Annotated in this window: 18 protein-coding genes; 15 read left to right on the forward strand and 3 right to left on the reverse strand. The window is 54.5% G+C overall.

The genetic code is table 11. The features are described from left to right. Positions 1–8: 8 nt before the first annotated feature. Together CYQ09_RS00780 and CYQ09_RS00785 are read right to left on the reverse strand one after the other, a co-directional pair. On the reverse strand, positions 9–1,115 hold the full coding sequence (locus CYQ09_RS00780; RefSeq protein WP_204353886.1) for an acyl-CoA dehydrogenase family protein: 1,107 nt from the start codon (positions 1,113–1,115) through the stop codon (positions 9–11). A 10-nt stretch (positions 1,116–1,125) separates the two neighbouring features. Further along, the gene (locus tag CYQ09_RS00785; RefSeq protein ID WP_106743505.1) at positions 1,126–2,286 is read right to left on the reverse strand and encodes an acyl-CoA dehydrogenase family protein; all 1,161 of its coding nucleotides are present in this window, start codon (positions 2,284–2,286) and stop codon (positions 1,126–1,128) included. A 141-nt stretch (positions 2,287–2,427) separates the two neighbouring features. Between CYQ09_RS00785 and CYQ09_RS00790 the strand changes: the two genes are divergently transcribed. After that, complete coding sequence (locus CYQ09_RS00790) at positions 2,428–3,426, forward strand: NADPH:quinone oxidoreductase family protein (protein WP_106743506.1); 999 nt, start codon at positions 2,428–2,430, stop codon at positions 3,424–3,426. A gap of 23 nt (positions 3,427–3,449) precedes the next feature. Beyond that, positions 3,450–3,917, forward strand: coding sequence for a MaoC family dehydratase (locus tag CYQ09_RS00795; RefSeq protein ID WP_106743507.1), 468 nt, complete (start codon positions 3,450–3,452; stop codon positions 3,915–3,917). A 6-nt stretch (positions 3,918–3,923) separates the two neighbouring features. Here the strand turns inward: CYQ09_RS00795 and CYQ09_RS00800 are convergent, their stop codons facing one another. Further along, entirely contained in the window at positions 3,924–4,649 is a 726-nt protein-coding gene (locus CYQ09_RS00800) for an IclR family transcriptional regulator (protein WP_106743508.1), read from the reverse strand. 170 nt (positions 4,650–4,819) lie between these two features. Between CYQ09_RS00800 and CYQ09_RS00805 the strand changes: the two genes are divergently transcribed. From CYQ09_RS00805 to arsB, 13 genes are all read left to right on the forward strand, one after another. Then, a complete protein-coding gene (locus CYQ09_RS00805) occupies positions 4,820–6,325 on the forward strand; it encodes a class I adenylate-forming enzyme family protein (RefSeq protein WP_162617513.1) in 1,506 nt (501 codons plus the stop codon). After that, positions 6,318–7,508, forward strand: coding sequence for an acetyl-CoA C-acyltransferase (locus CYQ09_RS00810; protein WP_106743510.1), 1,191 nt, complete (start codon positions 6,318–6,320; stop codon positions 7,506–7,508). Before CYQ09_RS00805 ends, CYQ09_RS00810 begins: the two co-directional genes overlap by 8 nt. Further along, positions 7,505–8,266 carry an electron transfer flavoprotein subunit beta/FixA family protein gene (locus CYQ09_RS00815; RefSeq protein ID WP_106743511.1) on the forward strand — a complete coding sequence of 254 codons (762 nt, stop codon included), beginning with the start codon at positions 7,505–7,507 and terminating at the stop codon, positions 8,264–8,266. Before CYQ09_RS00810 ends, CYQ09_RS00815 begins: the two co-directional genes overlap by 4 nt. Beyond that, the gene (locus tag CYQ09_RS00820; protein ID WP_106743512.1) at positions 8,266–9,192 is read left to right on the forward strand and encodes an electron transfer flavoprotein subunit alpha/FixB family protein; all 927 of its coding nucleotides are present in this window, start codon (positions 8,266–8,268) and stop codon (positions 9,190–9,192) included. Before CYQ09_RS00815 ends, CYQ09_RS00820 begins: the two co-directional genes overlap by 1 nt. 16 nt (positions 9,193–9,208) lie before the next feature. After that, positions 9,209–11,290 (forward strand): 3-hydroxyacyl-CoA dehydrogenase NAD-binding domain-containing protein, encoded by a 2,082-nt coding sequence (locus tag CYQ09_RS00825; RefSeq protein WP_106743513.1) that lies wholly within the window; start codon positions 9,209–9,211, stop codon positions 11,288–11,290. Between the two features lie 2 nt (positions 11,291–11,292). Next, on the forward strand, positions 11,293–12,480 hold the full coding sequence (locus CYQ09_RS00830) for an acyl-CoA dehydrogenase family protein (RefSeq protein ID WP_106743514.1): 1,188 nt from the start codon (positions 11,293–11,295) through the stop codon (positions 12,478–12,480). 4 nt (positions 12,481–12,484) lie between these two features. Continuing rightward, positions 12,485–13,537: an acyl-CoA dehydrogenase family protein gene (locus CYQ09_RS00835; RefSeq protein ID WP_106743515.1), complete on the forward strand. Its 1,053-nt coding sequence runs from the start codon at positions 12,485–12,487 to the stop codon at positions 13,535–13,537. A gap of 49 nt (positions 13,538–13,586) precedes the next feature. Further along, complete coding sequence (locus CYQ09_RS00840) at positions 13,587–15,194, forward strand: GMC family oxidoreductase (protein WP_106743516.1); 1,608 nt, start codon at positions 13,587–13,589, stop codon at positions 15,192–15,194. Positions 15,195–15,216: 22 nt separating this feature from the next. Continuing rightward, positions 15,217–16,695 (forward strand): aldehyde dehydrogenase family protein, encoded by a 1,479-nt coding sequence (locus CYQ09_RS00845; protein WP_106743517.1) that lies wholly within the window; start codon positions 15,217–15,219, stop codon positions 16,693–16,695. A gap of 186 nt (positions 16,696–16,881) precedes the next feature. Beyond that, a complete protein-coding gene (locus CYQ09_RS00850) occupies positions 16,882–17,706 on the forward strand; it encodes a helix-turn-helix domain-containing protein (protein WP_106743518.1) in 825 nt (274 codons plus the stop codon). A gap of 24 nt (positions 17,707–17,730) precedes the next feature. After that, on the forward strand, positions 17,731–18,729 hold the full coding sequence (locus CYQ09_RS00855; RefSeq protein WP_106743519.1) for an ArsJ-associated glyceraldehyde-3-phosphate dehydrogenase: 999 nt from the start codon (positions 17,731–17,733) through the stop codon (positions 18,727–18,729). Then, the gene (gene arsJ, locus CYQ09_RS00860; protein WP_106743520.1) at positions 18,726–19,991 is read left to right on the forward strand and encodes an organoarsenical effux MFS transporter ArsJ; all 1,266 of its coding nucleotides are present in this window, start codon (positions 18,726–18,728) and stop codon (positions 19,989–19,991) included. Before CYQ09_RS00855 ends, arsJ begins: the two co-directional genes overlap by 4 nt. Next, complete coding sequence (arsB, locus tag CYQ09_RS00865) at positions 19,988–20,998, forward strand: ACR3 family arsenite efflux transporter (protein ID WP_106743521.1); 1,011 nt, start codon at positions 19,988–19,990, stop codon at positions 20,996–20,998. The genes arsJ and arsB overlap by 4 nt, the downstream gene beginning before the upstream one ends. The last annotated feature ends 3 nt before the right edge of the window (positions 20,999–21,001 follow it).

The raw sequence follows: 21,001 nt of genomic DNA on the forward strand, positions 1-21,001 counted from the left end.
GTGATTGATCAGAATCCGCGAAGCCTTGCGATTTGTTCGGCGTGGTAGCCGTAGTCACCCAGCCATTCGGCTGCAACGCGGGCGCGTTTCATGTAAAACCCCATGTCGAATTCATCGGTCATGCCAATGCCGCCATGCATTTGAACACCTTCGACGACGGCAAGTTTCGCCGTGCGGATGGCACGTGCTTTGGCAAGCGAAACAGCAAGCGTGGCGTCGCAAGGGTTTTCATCAAGCGCGCGTCCAGCGTTGAGTACAGCAGATGTGGTCACCTCGGTTTCGCACCACAAATGCGCGGCGCGGTGTTGAAGCGCCTGAAAGCTGCTGATTTTAACGCCAAACTGGCTGCGTTCTTTTAGGTAGCTAACGGTCATATCCATCGCGGCAGTCGCAAGCCCGATGGTTTCAGCTGCAAGCGCGGCTTGCCCTGCCGCCAGCGCTGGCTGCAAAACGGACATCGCATCATTGATCGTGCCGACGATGTCATCACCCGTGGCCGCAACATTATCAAAACTAAGTGCCGCCGCATTGCGGCTATCGATCATGTTGTTTTGGGTCGTCGTTAACCCGGCGCTGTTGGCCGCTATATCGAATAGGGTTAGTCCGCCATCGGTGCGCGCCAGAACCAGCACACGATCTGCAAGACCACCATCGACGACAAAGGCCTTGTGCCCATTCAGCTGGAAACCGTTGCCGTCTGCAGTCGCCATCAACTGCGTGTTCTCTGGGGCGAACTTCGCGTGTTCGTCGATTGCGAGCGCATAAATGGATTGCCCACTGGCAATCGCCCGCATTGCAAGGGTGGCACCTGCTTGTCGCAAGGCCGTTGCAGCAATGACTGCTGTGGATAGGAAAGGGCTAGTCGCCAACGTCTTTCCCATTTCCTGGGCAAGCACACAGGCAGCCGAAAATCCCATGTCGCTTCCGCCAGCGTCTTCTGGGATTAAAATACCGGCCCAGCCCATCGCGACCATTTGTGTCCAAAGTACCGGATCATGGATTTCACCAGCGTCACGCAGTTTGCGCAAGTGTCCGACAGGGGCCGCGTCATCAAGAAAACCTCGCGCCATTTCGGCCAGCATGGTTTCCTCTTCGGTTCTGACGAGTTTTGCCATTGCTGTGGTCCTATTTCAGATCAAGAACGCGGCGCGCGATGATGCCAAGCATCACTTCGGATGTGCCGCCTTCGATTGAATTTGCTTTGGTGCGTAGCCACGGGGCGGCAAGGCCAGCATCCCAATCCAACGCATCACTGCCGTTTGCGGACATGATCAGTTCGTGCCGCGTCTTGTTCAGTTCGGTCCCCATGTATTTCAACATGGCCGACGCATGGCCTGTGCCTTGGCCAGTCAAGGATTGATCCTTGTAACGGTCAATGGTCAGCGAAATGGCAAGTGCATCTATTTCGGCGTCCATTGCTTGGGCGCGCAGTGATGTATCGGTCAGCCCGTCGGGATACGCATCAGCGATAACAGCCCCCAGCGCACGTCCACCCGACACGCCCGTGCCGCCGCCTGAAATCATCTCGCGTTCATGGGTCAACAGGTACTTGGCAACATCCCAGCCGCGGTTCACATCGCCGACGACGTGACCTTTGGGTACTTTGACATCATCAAAGAAGGTTTCGCAAAACGGCGAGCTGCCAGAGATAAGCCGGATTGGTTTCGTGCTGACGCCTTTGGCTGCCATATCGATCAACAAGAACGAAATGCCTTTGTGTTTGGGCGCGTCTTTGTCCGTGCGGACAAGCGCAAAGATGGCATCGGCCTTATCTGCGTAAGACGTCCAAATCTTCTGCCCGTTAACCAGCCAATGATCGCCCATGTCCTCGCATTTGGTCTGCACACTGGCGAGGTCAGACCCCGCGCCCGGTTCTGAATAGCCCTGACACCATCGTATTTCGCCTCGCGCAATGGGCGGAAGGTAGGTTTCTTTTTGTTCATGCGTTCCGAAGTTCAACAACGCAGGCCCCAGCATCCAGATGCCAAAGCTTTGAAGCGGTAGGCGGGCGTTTATGCGCGCTAGCTCTTCGCGGTAAATCTTCTCGCGTGTGCGCTCTAACCCTGCGCCGCCGTATTCGCGCGGCCACGTCGGGACCGTCAGCCCAAGGGCAGACGCGCGTTCCAGCCAGATTTGCTGCGCATCTGATTCATAAGCCCAGTTTTTGCCGCCCCAGCAGATATGATCTGGGGTGTTTTGACCGTCGCGCATTTCGACAGGGCAGTTGTCATCCAACCACATGCGAATCGCGGACCTGAATGCGTTGGGATCCGTAATATCTAACATTTATTCCTCCCCGGTCGTCATATGTGCGATCAGCGTCAGCATATATTTCGCATAGCAGAATTGCATTTCGCAAAATGATTGACAACCCGATTATCTTTCGATGTTGTGCAAAACTGAAATTCCCGAGGAGGAGACAGCCCGATGAAAGCGATGCTTAGCAAAGAACCCGGTGGCCCTGAAATGTTGGAAATGACGGAACTGCCGACGCCGGAACCGAAAGCGGGCGAGCTTTTGATCAAGGTGCATGCGGCTGGTGTGAACTTTCCAGATACGCTGATTATTAGGGACCTATATCAGTTCAAACCGCAGCGCCCCTTTGCCCCGGGTGGCGAAGTAAGCGGCGAAATAATGACCATCGGTGAAGGCGTCACTGGGTTTACCATCGGGGAACGGGTGCTCGCGTTAACGGGTCACGGCGCATTTGCCACACATATGACATTAGAGGCTGCCCGCGCGGTCAAAGTACCTGACGCGATGCCGTCTGCAGATGCCGCATGCTTTATCTTTACTTACGGCACATCCCACCACGCCCTAAAAGATCGCGCGCAAATCAAACCCGGCGAAACGCTGTTGATTTTGGGTGCCGCAGGTGGTGTTGGTGCTGCTGCTATTGAATTGGGCAAAGCGGCAGGCGCCACGGTGATCGCCGCGGTCTCGACCGAAGATAAGGCTGCGTTCTGCAAATCTATTGGTGCAGATCATACGATCATCTATCCACGCGACATGGATCGTGATGCGCAGCGGGCGTTTTCTACCAAGATCAAAGAACTGTCAGGCGGCGACGGTGTAGATGTCGTTTACGATGCCGTTGGCGGCGATTACGCCGAACCAGCGTTGCGCGCTATTGGCTGGCAGGGACGGTATCTGGTTGTTGGTTTTCCTGCGGGCATTCCAAAACTGCCGCTAAATCTGCCGCTTTTGAAAGGCAGCCAGATTATGGGGGTCTTTTGGGGGGCGGCTGTCCGGCGCGATCCAAAAGGCCATGCAGAAAACATGGGTGATCTGTTTCGCTTATATGCGGAAGGTAAAATTCGGCCGCACATTCACGCCAGTTATCCGCTTGCACAGGCGGGCGATGCGATCAACATGATGTCGGACCGCAAGGCAATGGGCAAAGTCATCGTAAAAGTCGCTGAATAATCGACACTGTTGAAGGAAGTGAAATGTCTGCAATCGCAAGGTCCTTGGCCGCGTCTGAACCGTTGATCAGTCAAGAAGTCGCTGTCTCTGATTGGGTGTTGGTTGATCAGGCGCGTATAGATGCCTTTGCGGCTGCAACGTTGGATCACCAGTGGATACACACCGACCCAGATCGCGCTGCGCAAACGCCGTTCGGTGGCACGATCGCGCATGGGTTTTTGACATTGTCATTGGCCGCCCATTTTGCGCAGTCTTCGCTACCGTCGTCCAAAGAGAGCGTGATGGGCGTGAACTATGGTTTTGACAAAATCCGCTTTCTGGCGCCCGTCCGCGCTGGGTCGCGATTGCGTGGGCGGTTTACGCTAAACAATGTGATAAAGCGTAAGCCGACCGAATTGCTCAAAACCCACACGTTGACCATAGACATCGAAGGAGCAGAAATCCCCGCCCTGACCGCGGTTTGGTTGGGGCTCACGATTTTCAGCGATTAGATCAGATTATTGCGACAGCCCAAGCATCACTTTGAGCGCGTTTACCTTCGCGATCAGTTTGGGACCCACTTCGTCATGTATCCGGTCATTGTCCATTTCATCCATGCCAGCGCCGCATAGAAACGCAAAGGGCAGGCCGGTTTGGTCGGGTACAAAAGGTACGGCGCAGGCGTTCACCTCGGCGTTCCAGCCGCCCAGCGATGTGACATAGCCCTTGATGATCAGCGCTTGGCGATCCTCAAAGGTTAATGGCAGGTCATCGGGTTTTGGTGTCGCAAATGCTTTAATCGCGCGACCTGGTGCACTGCGATCCATTGGAAGCCGGTGACCTTCTTGCAACCAGATTGCAGGGCGTTCCAAGGGCCGCCAGACCCGCGCCAACATCACCGCATCACCATCTTGGACACCTACCGCGACCAGTGCAGAAATATCATTAGCCAGTTCTTGCATCAAAGCGTCCGCGAGAGACAAGAATGAAAACCCTTCGCGGGCGGTGTACCCAAGCGCAATCGCTGCAGGTCCCAAACGGAACGATTCGGACGGTTGGAGCTGTACAAGAAATCCATGTTTCGCGAGCGTGTAGGTCATTCGCGAAACCGTCGAAGAATGTATGCCAGTACGCCGGGCAATTTCGCGATTCCCAAGTGATGCGTCTTTTTGGCTGAACGCGCGCAATACCTGCAAACCCTTAGCCAGCGTTGACGCATATCGTCTATCAGTTTCGTCGACCACTTAATTTCCTTCGCAAAAACGTGCGTGCGGCCCACCTTACCTGTCTGAACAAAGCGGGTGAAGCACTTGCTCATCTTATTCAAAGTGCTTTACATAGTAAAGCACTGCACTGCATGTTGACGCAACGTGCTACGTGTGTATGTTTCTCCTTAAGGGGAGAACATTTGGCCATGATGCAAAGAATCCATGATTTGATTGGGGGAAATCCGTCTGACAGCGTAGCAGTGATCGCGGATGACGGTCGGAGTTACACCTATGGTGATCTCGACCGTATCTCGGACGAGATGGCGCAGATGTTACGCGTCCACGGCGTTCGCGGGGGTGACCGTGTTGTTCTGCTTGCCGAAAACGGGATGACCTATGTCGCTGCGATTTTAGCGATCAGCAAGGTTGACGCGTGGATTGTTCCGCTAAATGCACGCGTGACCGAACGTGATATCGACACCGCGCTAGCCCATTCCGATGCGCGCTGCATTCTTTACACGGTTGATGATTCTTCTGCGGCCCAAGCACATGCTACCCGTGTCGGGGGCGTTGAATTGGGCACGCTGGATTGTGGGCGTATCGTTGCTTCACCCGCGCGTGACGTAGCGGTTGAACCTGTTGTGACCGGTGCAGATCAGGTCGCAGCATTGTTTTATACGTCAGGCACGACCGGCGCGCCAAAAGGGGTGATGCTAACCCACGCAAACCTTATCTTTGTTGCAACCGCAACGTCCCGCATACGCGAAATGGGCGATAATGATGTGGTTCTGGGCGTATTGCCCGGAACGCATGTTTACGGATTTGGCGCAATCCTTCTTCCGGTTTGGGATATCGGAGCAACCATTCGGTTGATGCCACGGTTTGACGCAAGGCGGGTTTTGGATGCGCTGCAAGACAACGTGACGTTGTTCCCAGCGGTGCCGCAGATGTACGCCGCCATTTTAAAAGAACTGCATGACACAGGTGTAGACCATGTCGAGACACCGCTTCGCGTTATGTCTTCGGGTGGTGCGCCGCTTGATCCGCATTGGAAATCCGAGATCGAGCGCAAATTCGGTGTGCATATGGATAACGGCTACGGGATGACCGAAGCTTCGCCGACAATATCGGTCACGCGGCGTGATGACCTACGGCAAGACACGTCTGTTGGGCTTGCGCTACCGGGCTTGGAAGTCGTGCTTCGCGGTATCACCGAAGATGGGGCTGGTGAAATCTGTGTACGCGGTCCAAATGTGATGAAGGGCTATTACAAAGACACTGATGCGACTGCAAAAGCTATCACTGCTGACGGTTTCCTAAAGACAGGCGATGTCGGTCGTATTGACCCCGACGGTGCGATTCACATCGTTGGTCGCTGCAAAGAATTGATCGTGCATTCGGGTTTCAACGTCTACCCGGCCGAAGTGGAAAGCGCATTGAATGCGCATAAATCGGTGGTGCAATCCGCTGTCGTCGGGCGCGAACGTGCGGGTAACGAAGACGTTTTGGCCTTTGTTACCGTGTCAGGTGACGTGACCGAAGCAGAGTTGCGAAGCTGGATGCGCGAGAACGTCGTTTCCTACAAAATTCCTCTGCACATTGTTCTGGTGGATAGCCTACCACAGGCCGCGACGGGCAAAATCCTGAAAGGATCTTTAACGACCATCTTTGCCGAAATGCTTAGCCAGATGGACACTGAAAAAGATGCTTAATGCTTTTGTTTATGACGGGCTGCGCAGCCCGTTTGGCCGCCATGGTGGCGCGCTTGCTGCGATCCGGCCTGATGACTTAGCCGCCCAAGTTATCGCAAAATTAGTGAGACGCAGCCCGTTTCCGCCTGAGATGATCGAAGACGTTATTTTGGGGAATGTTTGCCAATCTGGTGAAGACAGCCGCAATATCGCGCGCTTTGCCGGATTGCTGGCTGGTTTGCCGATTGAGGTGGGCGGTCTGACAGTGAACCGTTTGTGCGGCTCGTCAATGGCGTCGGCGCTTGACGCCGCGCGGTCTGTAACGCTGGGCGAGGCCCCGCTTTATATCGCGGGCGGCGTCGAAAGCATGACGCGTGCGCCATTTGCCATCGGAAAAAGTGCCAGCGCTTGGGATCGTAACAACACGATATATGACACCGCAATTGGCACCCGCTTTCCCAATCCGAAAATAGCCGAGATGTACGGCGATTTTCCGATGCCGGAAACGGCTGACAACCTTGCCGTTGATTATGAAGTCACGCGCGATGCGTCAGATGCTTTTGCCTTTGCTTCACAACAACGGTTCGAAGCGGCACGTGCGCGTGGTTTCTTTGATGAAGAGATTACCCCGATCAACGTGACCGGAAAACGGGGCGCGGTTACGGTGGTGGACCAAGACGAACACCCCCGGCCCGACGCGAACCTTGAAAAGATGAACGCGATGCGCCCGCTTTTTGCAGGGGGCGTTACGACCGCCGCCAATGCGTCAGGGATCAACGATGGGGCCGCAATGCTGATGATCGGCGCAGCGTCGGACAAGGCCAAGCCAATTGGCCGGATTGTTGCAGGCGCGGTCGCTGGTGTACCGCCGCGTATCATGGGGATCGGTCCGGCCTTTGCGGTTCCCAAAGCATTGGAACGCGCTGGCCTAACCATGGCTGATATGGATCTGATCGAAATTAACGAAGCCTTTGCCGCGCAGGCGGTTGCCTGCTGCAAACATTTGGGCATCGACGCGAACGACAGCCGTGTGAACCCACATGGCGGGGCAATCGCGGTGGGTCATCCATTGGGCGCAAGCGGCGCACGGATCATCCTGACAGCATTACGAAATTTACAAGAAACAGGCGGAAAATATGCCTGCCTCTCGATGTGTATCGGGGTGGGGCAGGGCATCGCCATTATCGTGGAGTCTATTAAATGAGGGTCTTAGTCCCTGTTAAACGTGTCATCGACTATAACGTCAAAGTGCGCGTCAAAGCGGACGGCACAGGTGTCGATCTGGCCAACGTCAAAATGTCGATGAACCCCTTCGACGAAATCGCCGTCGAAGAAGCAATCCGTCTAAAGGAAGCAGGCACAGTCGACGAAGTTGTCGTTGTTTCCATTGGCGTCAAACAGGCGCAAGAAACGCTGCGCACTGCGCTTGCAATGGGTGCAGACCGCGCGATTTTGATCGAAGCGGTTACAGATGTGCACGACGATATCGAACCGCTAAGCGTTGCGAAATTGCTGGCCGAGGTGGTGAAGCAAGAAGCGCCGGGTTTGGTGCTTTGCGGCAAACAGGCGATCGACAATGACATGAACGCCACAGGGCAGATGCTGTCGGCATTGTTGGGTTGGTCGCAGGCGACCTTTGCGTCCGAAGTTGGCGTTGACGGTGATCATGCGACGGTCACACGCGAAGTCGACGGCGGGTTGCAAACCATCAAGGTTAAGATGCCGACGATTATCACCGTCGATCTACGCCTAAACGAACCGCGCTATGCGTCGCTGCCCAATATCATGAAAGCCAAGAAAAAGCCGCTTGAGGTGAAAACACCCGCCGAATTGGGTGTCGATGTTACCCCGCGTCTTCAGATTATCAGCACCAAAGAACCCGCACAGCGTTCGGCAGGCGTGATCGTCAAAGACGTGAACGAACTGATTGCGAAACTCAAAGACGAAGCGGGGGTCATCTGATGGCTGTATTACTATTGGCCGAAATGCAGGGCGGGGAAATCTCGCTTGATCAAACTGGCAAGGCTGTCACTGCGGCGCAGGCGCTTGGTGATGTGACTCTTCTTTGTGCATCTGCAGGATGCGCGGATGCGGCAGCACAGGGTGCAAAACTGGCGGGTGTTAGCAAAGTTCTATGTGCTGACGATGCCGCCTATGGAAATGGCTTGGCTGAACCCGTGGCGGCGCTGATCGTATCACTGGCAGGGGATTATTCGCATATCGTTGCCCCGGCGACCGCTAGCGCGAAAAACATCCTGCCACGTGTTTCGGCGCTGCTTGATGTGATGGTTTTGACGGATGTCACTGCGGTTGTTGATGGCGATACGTTTGAACGCCCAATTTATGCGGGCAATGCGATCCAGACAGTAAAATCGACTGACCCGACCAAGGTGCTGACAGTACGTACCGCGGGTTTTAGCGCTGCTGCCCAAACAGGGTCCGCGACCGTCGAAACCATTGCGGCCGCGTATGATCCCGGTCTGTCCGAATGGGTCGAAGATAAGGTCCAGCAAAGCGACCGCCCAGATCTGACCTCGGCCAAGATCGTTGTGTCCGGTGGGCGTGGCGTTGGATCCGAAGAACATTTCAAAATTATCGAAGCCTTGGCGGATAAACTTGATGCGGCTGTTGGTGCGTCCCGTGCCGCCGTTGATTCAGGCTATGCGCCCAACGATTGGCAGGTGGGGCAGACTGGTAAGGTCGTCGCCCCTGATCTTTATATCGCCGCCGGTATTTCGGGCGCGATCCAGCATCTGGCGGGCATGAAAGACAGCAAGATCATCGTCGCCATCAACAAAGACGAAGAAGCGCCGATTTTTCAGGTCGCGGATTATGGGTTGGTCGCCGACCTATTCGATGCCGTGCCTACGCTGACCGAAGCACTTTGACCAGATCGAGAGAAACATGACTGAAGTCGTTACAATTCAAAAATTCGATGACATCGCGACGATCTGCATCGACAACCCCCCAGTGAATGCTGCGGGTCACGCGATGCGCAAAGGCGTTGTTGATGCATTAGACACGCTTGAGGCCGACCCGGCGGTAAAGGCGATCGCGCTATATTGCGCAGGCCGCACATTTGTCGCGGGTGCCGATATTCGTGAATTTGGCAAGCCGTCCCAACCGCCCGTGTTGCCTGATGTGTGCAATCGGTTAGAGGCATCTTCGAAACCCATCGTGGCAATCCTGCACGGCACCGCGCTTGGTGGCGGGCTTGAGGTGGCGCTGTGCTGTCACGCCCGTGTCGGGATCACAGGGTCCAAGGTTGGTCTGCCCGAGGTAAATCTTGGTCTGCTGCCCGGCTCGGGTGGGACTATCCGCCTGCCACGTGTCGCGGATACGGCGACCACAATTAAGATGATCACCGGCGGCGCGCCTATTTCGGCGGAAGACGCGCTAAAGCATGGCATTATTGATCGGCTAGAAGATGGCGATCCCGCACAGGTTGCCGTCGCCATGGCCAAAGAATTGCGTGACGGCAAATTAAAGGCCCGTGTCACGCGTGATCTGCTGGTCAACCTAAGCGCCGACAAAATGTCTGCCGCCCGGTCGAAATTCGAAGCGTTAGGATCAAAAGGTGTGGTCGCCTTGCGTGCCTTGCGCGCAATTGAGGGTGCCACAAAACTGGTGAACGAAGGATTGGCAGCGGAACGGGCGCTGTTCATCGAAGCATTGGCGAGCGACGAACATCATGGCCTGAAACACGCGTTCTTTGCTGAACGCGCAGTGGCAAACATCCCCGAAGCCAAGGAACCACCGCGCGAGATTAAGACCGCGGGTGTGATTGGCGGCGGCACGATGGGATCAGGTATTGCGACGTCCATGTTGCTGGCCGGCATTCCTGTCACTGTCATTGAAATGGCAGAGGACCGCGTCGCATTTGCGGTGAAAACGATCACCGGCAATCTGCAAGGCGCGGTCAAACGCGGGAAACTATCCCAACAAGCCTTTGACGCGACGGTCGCCAAGCTGACGGTGACCACGGATATGAACAGCCTTTCCGACGTTGATCTGGTGATCGAGGCGGTGTTTGAAAGCATGGAAGTCAAGCACGAGGTATTCGCCAAGTTAGATGCCGTTTGCAAAACCGGTGCAATTCTTGCCTCTAACACATCATACCTGAACATAGACGAAATCGCGAAGGCGGTGACACGTCCGCAAGACGTGATCGGTTTGCACTTCTTTTCGCCCGCGCATGTGATGCGCCTGTTAGAAGTCGTCGTCGCGGGTAAAACCGCGCCGGATGTTGTAGCGACGGGTTTTGCCTTGGCAAAGCGCCTGCGCAAAGTCGCTGTGCGGGCAGGGGTCTGTGACGGCTTTATCGGTAATCGGATATTGGCGCACTATGCGCGGTCCACGGGTTACATGATGATGGACGGCGCCGATTATGAACAGATCGACAATGCGCTGGTCGGGTTTGGTGCGGCCATGGGGCCGTTCACCGTCGGTGATCTGTCTGGTCTTGATATCGGCTGGGCAGAACGTAAACGCCGTGCACCGCTACGACCTGCCGAGGAACGCTATGTCGGGGTTGCTGATAAAATCTGCGAAGCGGGCGACTTTGGCCGAAAGACTGGCAAGGGTTACTATGTGTATTGGCCCGATGGTTCGAAAACGAAGAACCCAGATGTCGCCCAGTTCATCGCGGATGAACAAGCCGAACGGGGCATCACCCCGCGCAGCTTTACCGATAAAGAAATCGTTGATCGTTATATCACTGCAATGATCGTTGAATGCGCGCGCGTCGTCGAAGAAGGCATCGCGCTGCGCCCTATCGATGTTGATGCGGTGTTTTTGTTTGGCTACGGCTTTCCACGCCATCGCGGTGGCCCGCTTTGTTATGCGGATAAGATCGGTGCGCAAACGCTGGTCGCGCGGATCAACACCTATGCCAAAGATGACGCCTATTACTGGCGCGTTCCCGCAATGCTGCAAAAAATGGCCGATGACGGCACCACATTCGCTGATTTGAACAAGGAGCGCTGATCATGGATCTGCAATTCACCAAGGAAGAAGAAGACTTCCGCGACGAGGTCAAAGCATTCCTTCGGGATAATCTGCCAAAGGATATCCAACGCAAGGTGCGTAACAACACGCCCTTGGATAAGGCCGATTATGAAAATTGGCACGCCATCATGCAAAGCCGGAATTGGCTGGGAATGACTTGGCCGGTGGAACACGGCGGACCCGGTTGGAATAACTATCAACGGCATATCGTTGGCGAAGAAACCGCACTGGCCTATGCGCCGCGTTTGGTTGCATTTGGCGTCGCGATGTTGGGGCCTGTGTTGTTGAAATTCGGGACTGAAGAACAAAAGGCCGATATTCTGCCGGGTATCTTGGATGGTATCGACTGGTGGTGTCAGGGTTATTCCGAACCGGGCGCTGGTTCTGATCTGGCCAGCCTGAAAACCCGCGCGGTGCGTGACGGTGATGACTATATCATCAACGGGCAAAAGACGTGGACCACCCTTGGGCAGTACGCCAATAAAATTTTCTGCCTTGTCCGGACCGACGCCGCCGCAAAAGCCCAAGAAGGTATCAGCTTTATCTTGGTTGATCTCGATACGCCCGGCATTGAAATGCGTCCCATCAAATTGATCGAAGGCGGTCACGAGGTGAACGAGGTCTTCTTTACCGATGTGCGTGTCCCTGTTTCCAACTTGGTCGGGAAAGAAAACGAAGGCTGGACCATCGCGAAATACCTGCTGACCCACGAACGGACCAACATTGCCGGCACCGGTTTTGCGATCCGCGATCTTGCCGCGCTTAAGGCACTGGCAGCCAAGACTATTCGCAACGGCAAACCACTGATCGAAGACCCACTATTTGCAAAAGAAATCGCCGAGACCGAGATCGACCTTGAGGCGATCCGCATCACCAACCTGCGCGTTCTGTCCGAGAGCGAAACAGGGGCGGCGAGTGGGTACGAAAGCTCGATGTTGAAAATCAAGGGCACTGTGATCGTGCAGCGTCTGAATAGTCTGACACGTCAGGCATTAGGTGCAGCCGCCGCGCCTTTCCCGGCCGAAAAATTGCCAGCCAATGCGCTGACTGTTCCCGAAGATGCTGCCGCTGCTGCGGCCGCCTATTTTAACAACCGCAAACTGTCGATTTTCGGTGGATCAAACGAGATCCAGCGCAACATTATCGCCAAAGATCTGTTCAGAGGATAACGCCATGGATTTCAACCTAAGTGAAGACCGCCGGATGCTCTCGGACACACTGCGCCGATATTTGACAGAGCAATACGATATCGAAACGCGTAACAAAGCGGCCTATGAAGCACCGTTTTACGTGCCGGAAAAATACATCGAGATGGCCGATCTGGGCGTCATCGGTGCGTTTGTCACTGAAGACCAAGGTGGGTTTGGTGGCCAAGGGTTCGATATCACCACCGTGTTCGAAGAACTGGGCCGAGCCATTTGCCCTGAACCTATGCTGGCCTCTTTGATGTCGGTGCGTTTGCTTGCTGATTTGGGGCAGGACGCGATGGTCGAAGATATCATCGGTGGCAGCAAACGCCCGGCGCTTGCCGTGTTCGAACCAGAGGCAGGTGAGCGACTGGCTGATATCACGGCATCTTTTGCCAATGGTAAGCTGACTGGTCGCAAATCGGTCGTCTATGGTGCGCCAAATGCTGACGTTATTCTTGTCGCGGCAAGGGCTGATGGCAAAATCGGCCTCTATCTGACTGAAACCGCCGAAACCATTGATTATGCGATGATCGATGGTGGTGGTGCAGCGGAAGTCATTCTTGATAACACCGCCGCCGTTTGTCTGGCAGAAGATTCCGAAGCAGCGTTGGAAGCTGCATTTGATGCGGGTCGTTTGGCGCTGTGCGCCGAGGCCGTGGGCGCAATGGACGTTCTGCTTGCGATGACCGTCGACTTCATGAAACAGCGTCAGCAGTTTGGTCGCCCGATTGCCGTCTTTCAGGCGCTGCAACACCGCGTTGTCGATATGGCGATCGAGATCGAACAATGCCGCTCAATCACGGTTCTGGCGGCGTCGCATCTCGCATCTGACCAACGTGCAAAATACGTCGCGATGGCAAAGAACCTGATCGGACGCACCTCTGTGAAGTTATCCGAGGAAGTGATCCAATTGCATGGCGGTATCGGCATGACGTGGGAATATCCGGGCGCGCATTATGCAAAGCGCCTGACCATGATTGACCATCAGCTGGGCGATGCATTGATCCAACTTCACAAAGTGATGCACGCCGCCTAGCGCCATTCATTCAGCACAACGAATCCCAATTTGAGAGGGAACAAAGATCATGGAAGAGTCTGACTACATTATTGTCGGTGGCGGATCATCGGGCTGTGTGATGGCCGAAAGGTTATCCGAAAACCCAATGACGAAGGTCTTGATGATTGAACGTGGTCGCAATGACTTTCACCCGTGGATTCATATTCCCGCCGCGTTTTTCAAAATTCTGAAAAGCGGGCGGGATATTAAAAACTATGTTGCGGCCCCGTCCGAAGCGATGGCCGGTCGGCCAACCATCGTCCCAACGGGCAAGGTGATCGGCGGCGGTAGTTCTGTGAACGCGATGCTTTATGTGCGCGGCCAAAGCGAAGATTACGACAACTGGGCGCAGTTGGGTGCAAAGGGGTGGTCGTACAACGACTGCCTTCCGGTGTTCCGAGATCTCGAGAATAACGAGCTGTACAGCAACGACTATCACGGCAGCACCGGCGATTTGCACGTTTCAGAACCAAAGTTCAAACACCCGCTAAGTGAAGCGTTTGTTGCCGCGGCCCAAGAAACCGGCATCCCATTCAACCCGGACTTTAACGGCGCGGTACAAGAAGGCGTCGGCTTTTATCAAACGACCACGCATAACGGTCGGCGTTGGAGCGCGGCACAAGCATTTCTGCGCAAGGCTGAAAAACGCCCAAACCTAAAGATCATGAAAAACACGAGCGTCACTAAGCTGACGTTTGATGGCACGCGGGCAACGGGTGTGATGTTGGAAAGTGGTCCAAAGATCAAAGCAAGATCCGAGGTGGTGATGTGTGCCGGGGCCTTTGAAACGCCGCGATTGCTGCAACTGTCAGGCATTGGGAACGCCCAAGACCTACGCGATCTGGGTATCGACGTGATAAGCGATCTACCCGGTGTAGGCGAGAATTACCAAGACCACCTTGAATCGACAGTGCAGGGCGAAACCATCGACCCGATTTCGAACTATCGTCATGACAAGGGCCTGCGTGCGGCGATGCATATGCTGCAATATCTGACCACGCGCAAAGGTCTGCTAACGTCGAATGTCTGTGAAACGGGCGGATTTATTGATGTGTCAGATGCTGGCATCCCTGATCTTCAGTTCCACGTATTGCCGTCGATGGTCGCAGGTCTGGACCGCCCAGCGATCGAGGCGCATGGGGTGTCTATCGGTCAATGTTTCTTGCGGCCAAAGTCGCGAGGGTCATACAAAATTAGGTCCGCTGATCCCACAAAAAAACCCGTTTTCATCAGTGGTGCGCTAACCGACAAGCACGATGTTGACCTGTTGATGCGTGGTGTACGCAAATCTATCGAGATTTTGGATGCGCCCGCTTTGGCCAAATACATCAAACGTCGGCATATGCCCGCACCTGATGTGGAAAACGATGATGCCGCGCTTGAAGAATATGTGCGTAAGACCGCAAAGACGCTCTTTCACCCGTCCTGCACGGTCAAAATGGGCGCAGATTCCGACCGCATGGCATGCCTTGATAGTGAACTACGTGTACGCGGCGTGCAGGGGCTTCGGGTTTGCGACGCATCAGCAATGCCCGCATTGATCAGCGGCAATACCAACGCGCCAACCATGATGATCGCCGAACGCGCGGCGCGGTTCATCTTGGGCAAAGATACAATTGCAACGCAATCAGCCTAAGCGCAGCGCCAAAGGAAGAACAATGAGCCAAGCAAATAATGACTTTTTAGACGTCAGTCGTTGGACCGGTAAAATATACTCAAACGGGTGGGTCACGGCCCAAGGCGGCACACAGACCGTCACCGCGCCTGCAAATGGCGCGCATCTGGCCGACGTTGGCCGGGCAACCCCCGATGATCTAAGAACTGCCGCCGCTGCTGCAAGCCTTGTGCAACCCGTATGGGAAGCAACACCAGGTGCCGAGCGCGCCAAGATTTTGAACAAAGCGGCTGAGATCCTTCAAGCGAACGCAGATGAACTTGCCCCTTGGATCGTCCGCGAAAGCGGGGCGACTGCGCCAAAAGCCGCGAATGAAATTGCACATAGCGCCGGTTTTATCCGCGCCGCTGCAGCAGCCGCGCTTGAAAACCATAACACCACTTTGAAATCGGTTGATGGTCGGAACGCACAAGAAGAAATGATCCGTGTCCCACACGGCGTTGTTGGTGTGATCTCGGCGTTTAATTTTCCGCTGTTCCTGTCGATCCGTGCGATTGCGGGGGCGCTCGCCACTGGGAATGCAGTTGTGCACAAGCCAGACCCGCGCACTGCGATTTCGGGCGGTGTCATTATCGCCCGCATATTCGAAGAAGCGGGGCTTCCTATGGGGCTATTGCACATCATTTCTGGTGGGGGCGATGTCGGTGCCGCAATCTGCGAAGACCCGAACATCGCGATGGTATCCTTTACGGGCTCATCTGCCGTGGGTGCCAAAGTCGGCGAAGCATGCGGGCGTAATTTAAAGAAAGTTCAGCTCGAGCTTGGCGGAAAGAACGCGATGATTGTGCTGGATGATGCTGACATGGACGTTGCTGCATCAAACTGCGCGTGGGGTGCATGGATACACCAAGGGCAGGTATGCATTGCGGCTGGTCTTATTTTGGTCCCGGCTGCAAAGGCTGAAACACTGGCCGCGGCGCTGACCGCCAAGGCGCATCGGTTACCTGTCGGGGATCCCGCGACCGAACAATGCGCACTTGGCCCGCTGATCGTCGAAGCCGAATGTAAGCGGATCGAAGCCATTGTCGAAGATGCCGTTGCAAAAGGCGCAACGCTTCATGTTGGCGGCAAAGCCAAAGGCACAATGTTTCCTGCCACCGTTTTATCTGGCGTAAAACCGGGCATGCGTGCATTTGACGAAGAAATTTTTGGCCCGGTGGCGGTGATTGCATCCTTTGATGATGATGATCACGCGGTCGCATTGGCGAAGATGTCCGATTTTGGACTTGCTGGCAGCGTGATTGGCGGCGATGTCGCGCGTGCCCGTGCGGTTGGTAACCGTCTTCGGGTTGGTCATCTGCACATCAACGATCAACCTGTCATTTCATCACCACTCGCCCCATTTGGCGGACGCGGAAAATCTGGCAACGGCACACGGATCTCTGGGCCTGCTATTTGGGAAGAATTCACACAATACGTCTGGATCACGACCAAACCCGCCGCCACGGCGTATCCGTTTTGAACCAACACTGGGATAGGGCCAACATGCCATAGTGACCAGCGCTCGCGATGACTGCGACGACTGATGGTGTATGTGTGGTGCCTATGGTCAAAGCTATCGCGTATTTGGCAGCTCAAGTACCCTTTTTTTCGCAGTCGTGCATAAATTTTCTTGACGCTTTCTAGTTATTTCCAATATTCATGAAATATGGAAGATTTACTGATAGAACGCCTTGCAACTCTTAGCCATCCGCAGCGGATGGCCGTGTTTCGCTTGCTTATGCGGCGTTGCCCGGATGAATTGCCTGCCGGTGAGATCGCCGATGCGCTTAGCCTTAAGGCAAGCACTGCCTCGGTATATCTATCGGCTTTGACCCAAGTGGGTCTCATTTCGCAGCGTCGGGATAAGACGCGTTTGCTCTATGCGGTCAACTTAGAGACAGCCGGCGCAGTTGTGTCTGGTCTTTTCGTTGACTGTTGCCGTGGCCGCGCCGACCTTTGTCCACCTCCATTTTCAGAAGTGATCAAGCATATGTCTTCAACCACCGCTCCTAAATTCAATGTTTTATTCGTGTGTACCGGCAATTCGGCGCGTTCGATCTTTGCTGAAACCATCCTGCGGGATATGGCAGGGGATCGATTTACGGCCTACTCGGCAGGTACAATGCATCGCTCTGATCTGAACCCGCTGGCAGTTGAAATGCTGCAGTCAAAGGGGCACGATGTATCGCTTTTGCGGTCCAAAAATGTATCAGAGTTTCAGGGCGCTAATGCGCCAAACATGGATTTCGTATTTACCGTCTGCGATCATGCGGCGAACGAAGAATGTCCCACGTGGCCGGGGCAACCTGTTTCTGGGCATTGGGGTATGCCAGACCCCGTTAAGGCAGAGGGAACAGATGCAGAAAAGCGTCTTGCATTCCACCAAACCTACGGCGCGCTGCATAACCGGATTCAGGCATTTACCGCGTTGTCTTTCGCTTTGTTGGATCGTGCCACGTTACAAAAGAATGTTGATGAAATTGGCAAATAAGCCATTAGACAGGAATAATCAGTTATGACCACTTACGCCCTAAACGGCCTTGGCCGCATTGGTAAACTTGCGCTGCGCCCACTATTAGAAGCTGGCGCAGAGATCGCGTTTATCAATGACGCCGTCGGCGACCCAGAGATGCACGCGCATCTGCTGGAATTCGATTCCATCCACGGGCGCTGGCCTGCGACCTTTGAAACCCAAACGGATGCAATTTGCATCGACGGGAAGTCCATCCCTGTCACGAGCACCCGCAAGCTAGATGATTTGCCGCTGGATGGCGTAGACGTGGTGATTGATTGCACTGGTGCTTTTAAGACTGAAGCAGCGCTAGCCCCCTATTTCGCGGCGGGTGTGAAAAAGGTTGTCGTTTCAGCCCCAGTCAAAGATGGGCCAACGGCAAACATCGTGTTTGGCGTGAATGATGACATCTATGACCCCGACACCCATCAGATTGTAACTGCTGCTAGCTGCACAACGAACTGTTTGGCCCCCGTGGTAAAGGTGCTTCTTGAAGGGATCGGGATTAAGCATGGCTCAATCACGACCATCCATGACGTGACGAACACGCAAACAATTGTCGATCGCCCGGCAAAGGATTTGCGCCGTGCGCGGTCTGCGTTGACGAACCTTATCCCCACGACAACGGGGTCGGCTACCGCGATTACGCTGATCTATCCTGAACTGGCGGGTAAGCTAAATGGTCACGCCGTTCGTGTGCCGCTGCTAAATGCATCTATCACCGATTGCGTCTTTGAAATGGCCCGCGAAACAAGCGTTGAAGAAGTCAACGCATTGTTCAAAGCGGCCGCCGAGGGCGAATTGCAGGGTATTCTAGGCTATGAAGAACGTCCGTTGGTGTCGTGTGATTACACAAACGACACACGCAGCTCTATCATTGATGCACCGTCAACGATGGTCGTGAACGGTACGCAGCTAAAAGTCTATGCATGGTATGATAACGAATACGGCTATGCGCATCGGTTGGTTGATGTGGCTTTGATGGTGGGTGGAAAACTGTGACACGCCCAACTGGATTTACGGCATATATCACCGTGACCGCGGCCTATTGGGCCTTTATGTTAACTGATGGCGCATTGCGTATGTTGGTGCTGTTACATTTCCACACCTTGGGCTTTTCACCAGTTCAACTGGCCTATCTGTTTGTGCTGTATGAAATCGCTGGTGTCGTAACGAACCTGTCGGCAGGTTGGATCGCCGCGCGATTTGGTTTGACGTCTACGCTTTATGCCGGGCTTACCTTGCAGATTATCGCGTTATTGGCGCTGACCCAACTGAACCCGCTGTGGGGTGTTAGCGTCTCGGTGGTGTTTGTCATGTTGGTGCAGGGATTGTCTGGCGTGGCAAAAGACCTCGCAAAGATGAGCTCTAAAAGCGCGGTGAAGATCCTCGCCCCCAGCGAAGGCGGCGGGCTGTTTCGCTGGGTCGCTCTTTTAACCGGCTCCAAAAATGCGGTCAAAGGCTGCGGCTTTTTGCTGGGCGCGGTTTTGCTGGCAGTCTTGGGGTTCGTGCCATCTGTGCTGGCGATGGCGGCGATCCTTTTTGCCATCCTCATCGGGGTGATTGTGGGAATGCCTGCCGGGCTACCTGTTGGGCGTAAAGACGCGAAATTCTCTGAAGTGTTTTCGAAGAACCGCAACATCAATTGGCTCAGCGCGGCGCGGCTTTTTTTGTTTGGGGCGCGTGATGTTTGGTTTGTCGTTGGTATCCCAATCTATTTCTATGCGGTTCTGTCTGACGGCAGCGAAGCCGGGAATCGCACAGCGTTCTTTATGATTGGCACCTTTATGGCGGTCTGGACAATTCTTTACGGGATCGTTCAGGGCTGGGCGCCACGCATTTTGAATGCATCTGCACGGACAGAGGCGGGGATGCTCGGGCAAGCGAAACGATGGGTTGCTATGCTGATTGTTGTGCCAGCATTGCTTGCTGGGTTGGTATTGGTTTCGGCCGAACCGTCCAATATTTTGACCGCAACAATTGTGCTGGGGCTTTTGATTTTTGGCGGAATCTTCGCTGTGAATTCGGCGTTGCATTCTTTTTTGATCCTCAACTTCACAGATGCAAAGCGTGTCACAATGGATGTGGGGTTTTACTATATGGCGAACGCGGCAGGTCGTTTGGTCGGAACTGTACTATCTGGGCTGACGTATCAATTGGGCGGGCTTGCGCTGTGCCTTGCGACCGCGGCAGTGATGATTTGCTTAAGCTGGGTCGGTGTGTCCCAGCTTAGAACCCAAGAAGGACAAGAGATCCCAGAATGAATATTTTCGAAAAATACCTGTCCGTTTGGATCGCATTGGCGATGGGGGCGGGTATCCTTTTGGGGAATATCGCCCCTGGTTTGGTTAGTGCAATCGCAGCGGCCGAATTCGCCAGCGTCAATCTGGTCGTTGCGGTGCTGATCTGGGCGATGGTCTATCCGATGATGGTTGGCGTTGATCCACGATCATTGCGCGACGTGGCAAAGCAGCCCCGGGGGTTGCTGATTACGCTTATCGTGAATTGGCTGATCAAACCTTTCACAATGGCCGCTTTCGCCGTTTTATTTTTTCAATACATCTTTGCACCGTGGATCCCGCGCGAAGACGCAATGCAGTATATTGCCGGGCTAATTTTGCTAGGCGCTGCGCCTTGCACAGCGATGGTCTTCGTTTGGTCACAGCTCACACGTGGTGACGCGACTTATACGCTGTTACAGGTGTCGGTGAATGACCTGATTATGGTCATCGCATTTGCCCCAATCGTCGCCTTTTTGCTAGGCGTCACAGACATCACCGTGCCTTGGTCGACCTTGGTGCTTTCGGTTCTGTTGTTCATCGCACTGCCGCTTGCCGCTGGGATTTTAACCCGGCGACGCCTTGGGTCAGAGCCCGCAATCGAAACGTTTCAGGCCCGTGTAAAGCCCTATTCGGTCGTTGGATTGATCGTAACGGTCATGATCCTATTTGGATTACAGGGCCAAGTTATTGTTTCAAAACCTTTTATCATCGTGCTGATCGCAGTGCCCATCATCTTGCAAAGCTATGGCATCTTTGCGATCGCCTATGCCGCAGCCTTTGCAATGAAGGTGCCACACCGCATCGCGGCACCTTGCGCGCTGATCGGCACGTCGAACTTTTTCGAACTCGCCGTAGCCGTCGCGATTAGCCTGTTTGGCCTGAACTCGGGCGCAGCCCTCGCAACCGTGGTAGGGGTCTTGGTCGAAGTACCTGTTATGCTAACCCTTGTTGCATTCGCTAACCGAACACGCACAAAATTCGCACCTTAAAAC

This window comes from Yoonia maritima, assembly GCF_002933395.1.
GTDB lineage: Bacteria > Pseudomonadota > Alphaproteobacteria > Rhodobacterales > Rhodobacteraceae > Yoonia > Yoonia maritima_A.

What these genes read in the sequence shown, in the direction of transcription:
- CYQ09_RS00815 (WP_106743511.1), top strand. Translation starts at nt 7,505, where the DNA reads ATGAGGGTCTTAGTCCCTGTTAAACGTGTCATCGACTATAACGTCAAA.
- CYQ09_RS00830 (WP_106743514.1), top strand. Translation starts at nt 11,293, where the DNA reads ATGGATCTGCAATTCACCAAGGAAGAAGAAGACTTCCGCGACGAGGTC.
- CYQ09_RS00845 (WP_106743517.1), top strand. Translation starts at nt 15,217, where the DNA reads ATGAGCCAAGCAAATAATGACTTTTTAGACGTCAGTCGTTGGACCGGT.
- CYQ09_RS00785 (WP_106743505.1), bottom strand. Translation starts at nt 2,286, where the DNA reads ATGTTAGATATTACGGATCCCAACGCATTCAGGTCCGCGATTCGCATG.
- CYQ09_RS00850 (WP_106743518.1), top strand. Translation starts at nt 16,882, where the DNA reads ATGGAAGATTTACTGATAGAACGCCTTGCAACTCTTAGCCATCCGCAG.
- CYQ09_RS00855 (WP_106743519.1), top strand. Translation starts at nt 17,731, where the DNA reads ATGACCACTTACGCCCTAAACGGCCTTGGCCGCATTGGTAAACTTGCG.
- CYQ09_RS00810 (WP_106743510.1), top strand. Translation starts at nt 6,318, where the DNA reads ATGCTTAATGCTTTTGTTTATGACGGGCTGCGCAGCCCGTTTGGCCGC.
- CYQ09_RS00790 (WP_106743506.1), top strand. Translation starts at nt 2,428, where the DNA reads ATGAAAGCGATGCTTAGCAAAGAACCCGGTGGCCCTGAAATGTTGGAA.
- CYQ09_RS00805 (WP_162617513.1), top strand. Translation starts at nt 4,820, where the DNA reads ATGATGCAAAGAATCCATGATTTGATTGGGGGAAATCCGTCTGACAGC.
- CYQ09_RS00835 (WP_106743515.1), top strand. Translation starts at nt 12,485, where the DNA reads ATGGATTTCAACCTAAGTGAAGACCGCCGGATGCTCTCGGACACACTG.
- arsB (WP_106743521.1), top strand. Translation starts at nt 19,988, where the DNA reads ATGAATATTTTCGAAAAATACCTGTCCGTTTGGATCGCATTGGCGATG.
- CYQ09_RS00795 (WP_106743507.1), top strand. Translation starts at nt 3,450, where the DNA reads ATGTCTGCAATCGCAAGGTCCTTGGCCGCGTCTGAACCGTTGATCAGT.
- CYQ09_RS00820 (WP_106743512.1), top strand. Translation starts at nt 8,266, where the DNA reads ATGGCTGTATTACTATTGGCCGAAATGCAGGGCGGGGAAATCTCGCTT.
- CYQ09_RS00825 (WP_106743513.1), top strand. Translation starts at nt 9,209, where the DNA reads ATGACTGAAGTCGTTACAATTCAAAAATTCGATGACATCGCGACGATC.
- CYQ09_RS00780 (WP_204353886.1), bottom strand. Translation starts at nt 1,115, where the DNA reads ATGGCAAAACTCGTCAGAACCGAAGAGGAAACCATGCTGGCCGAAATG.
- CYQ09_RS00840 (WP_106743516.1), top strand. Translation starts at nt 13,587, where the DNA reads ATGGAAGAGTCTGACTACATTATTGTCGGTGGCGGATCATCGGGCTGT.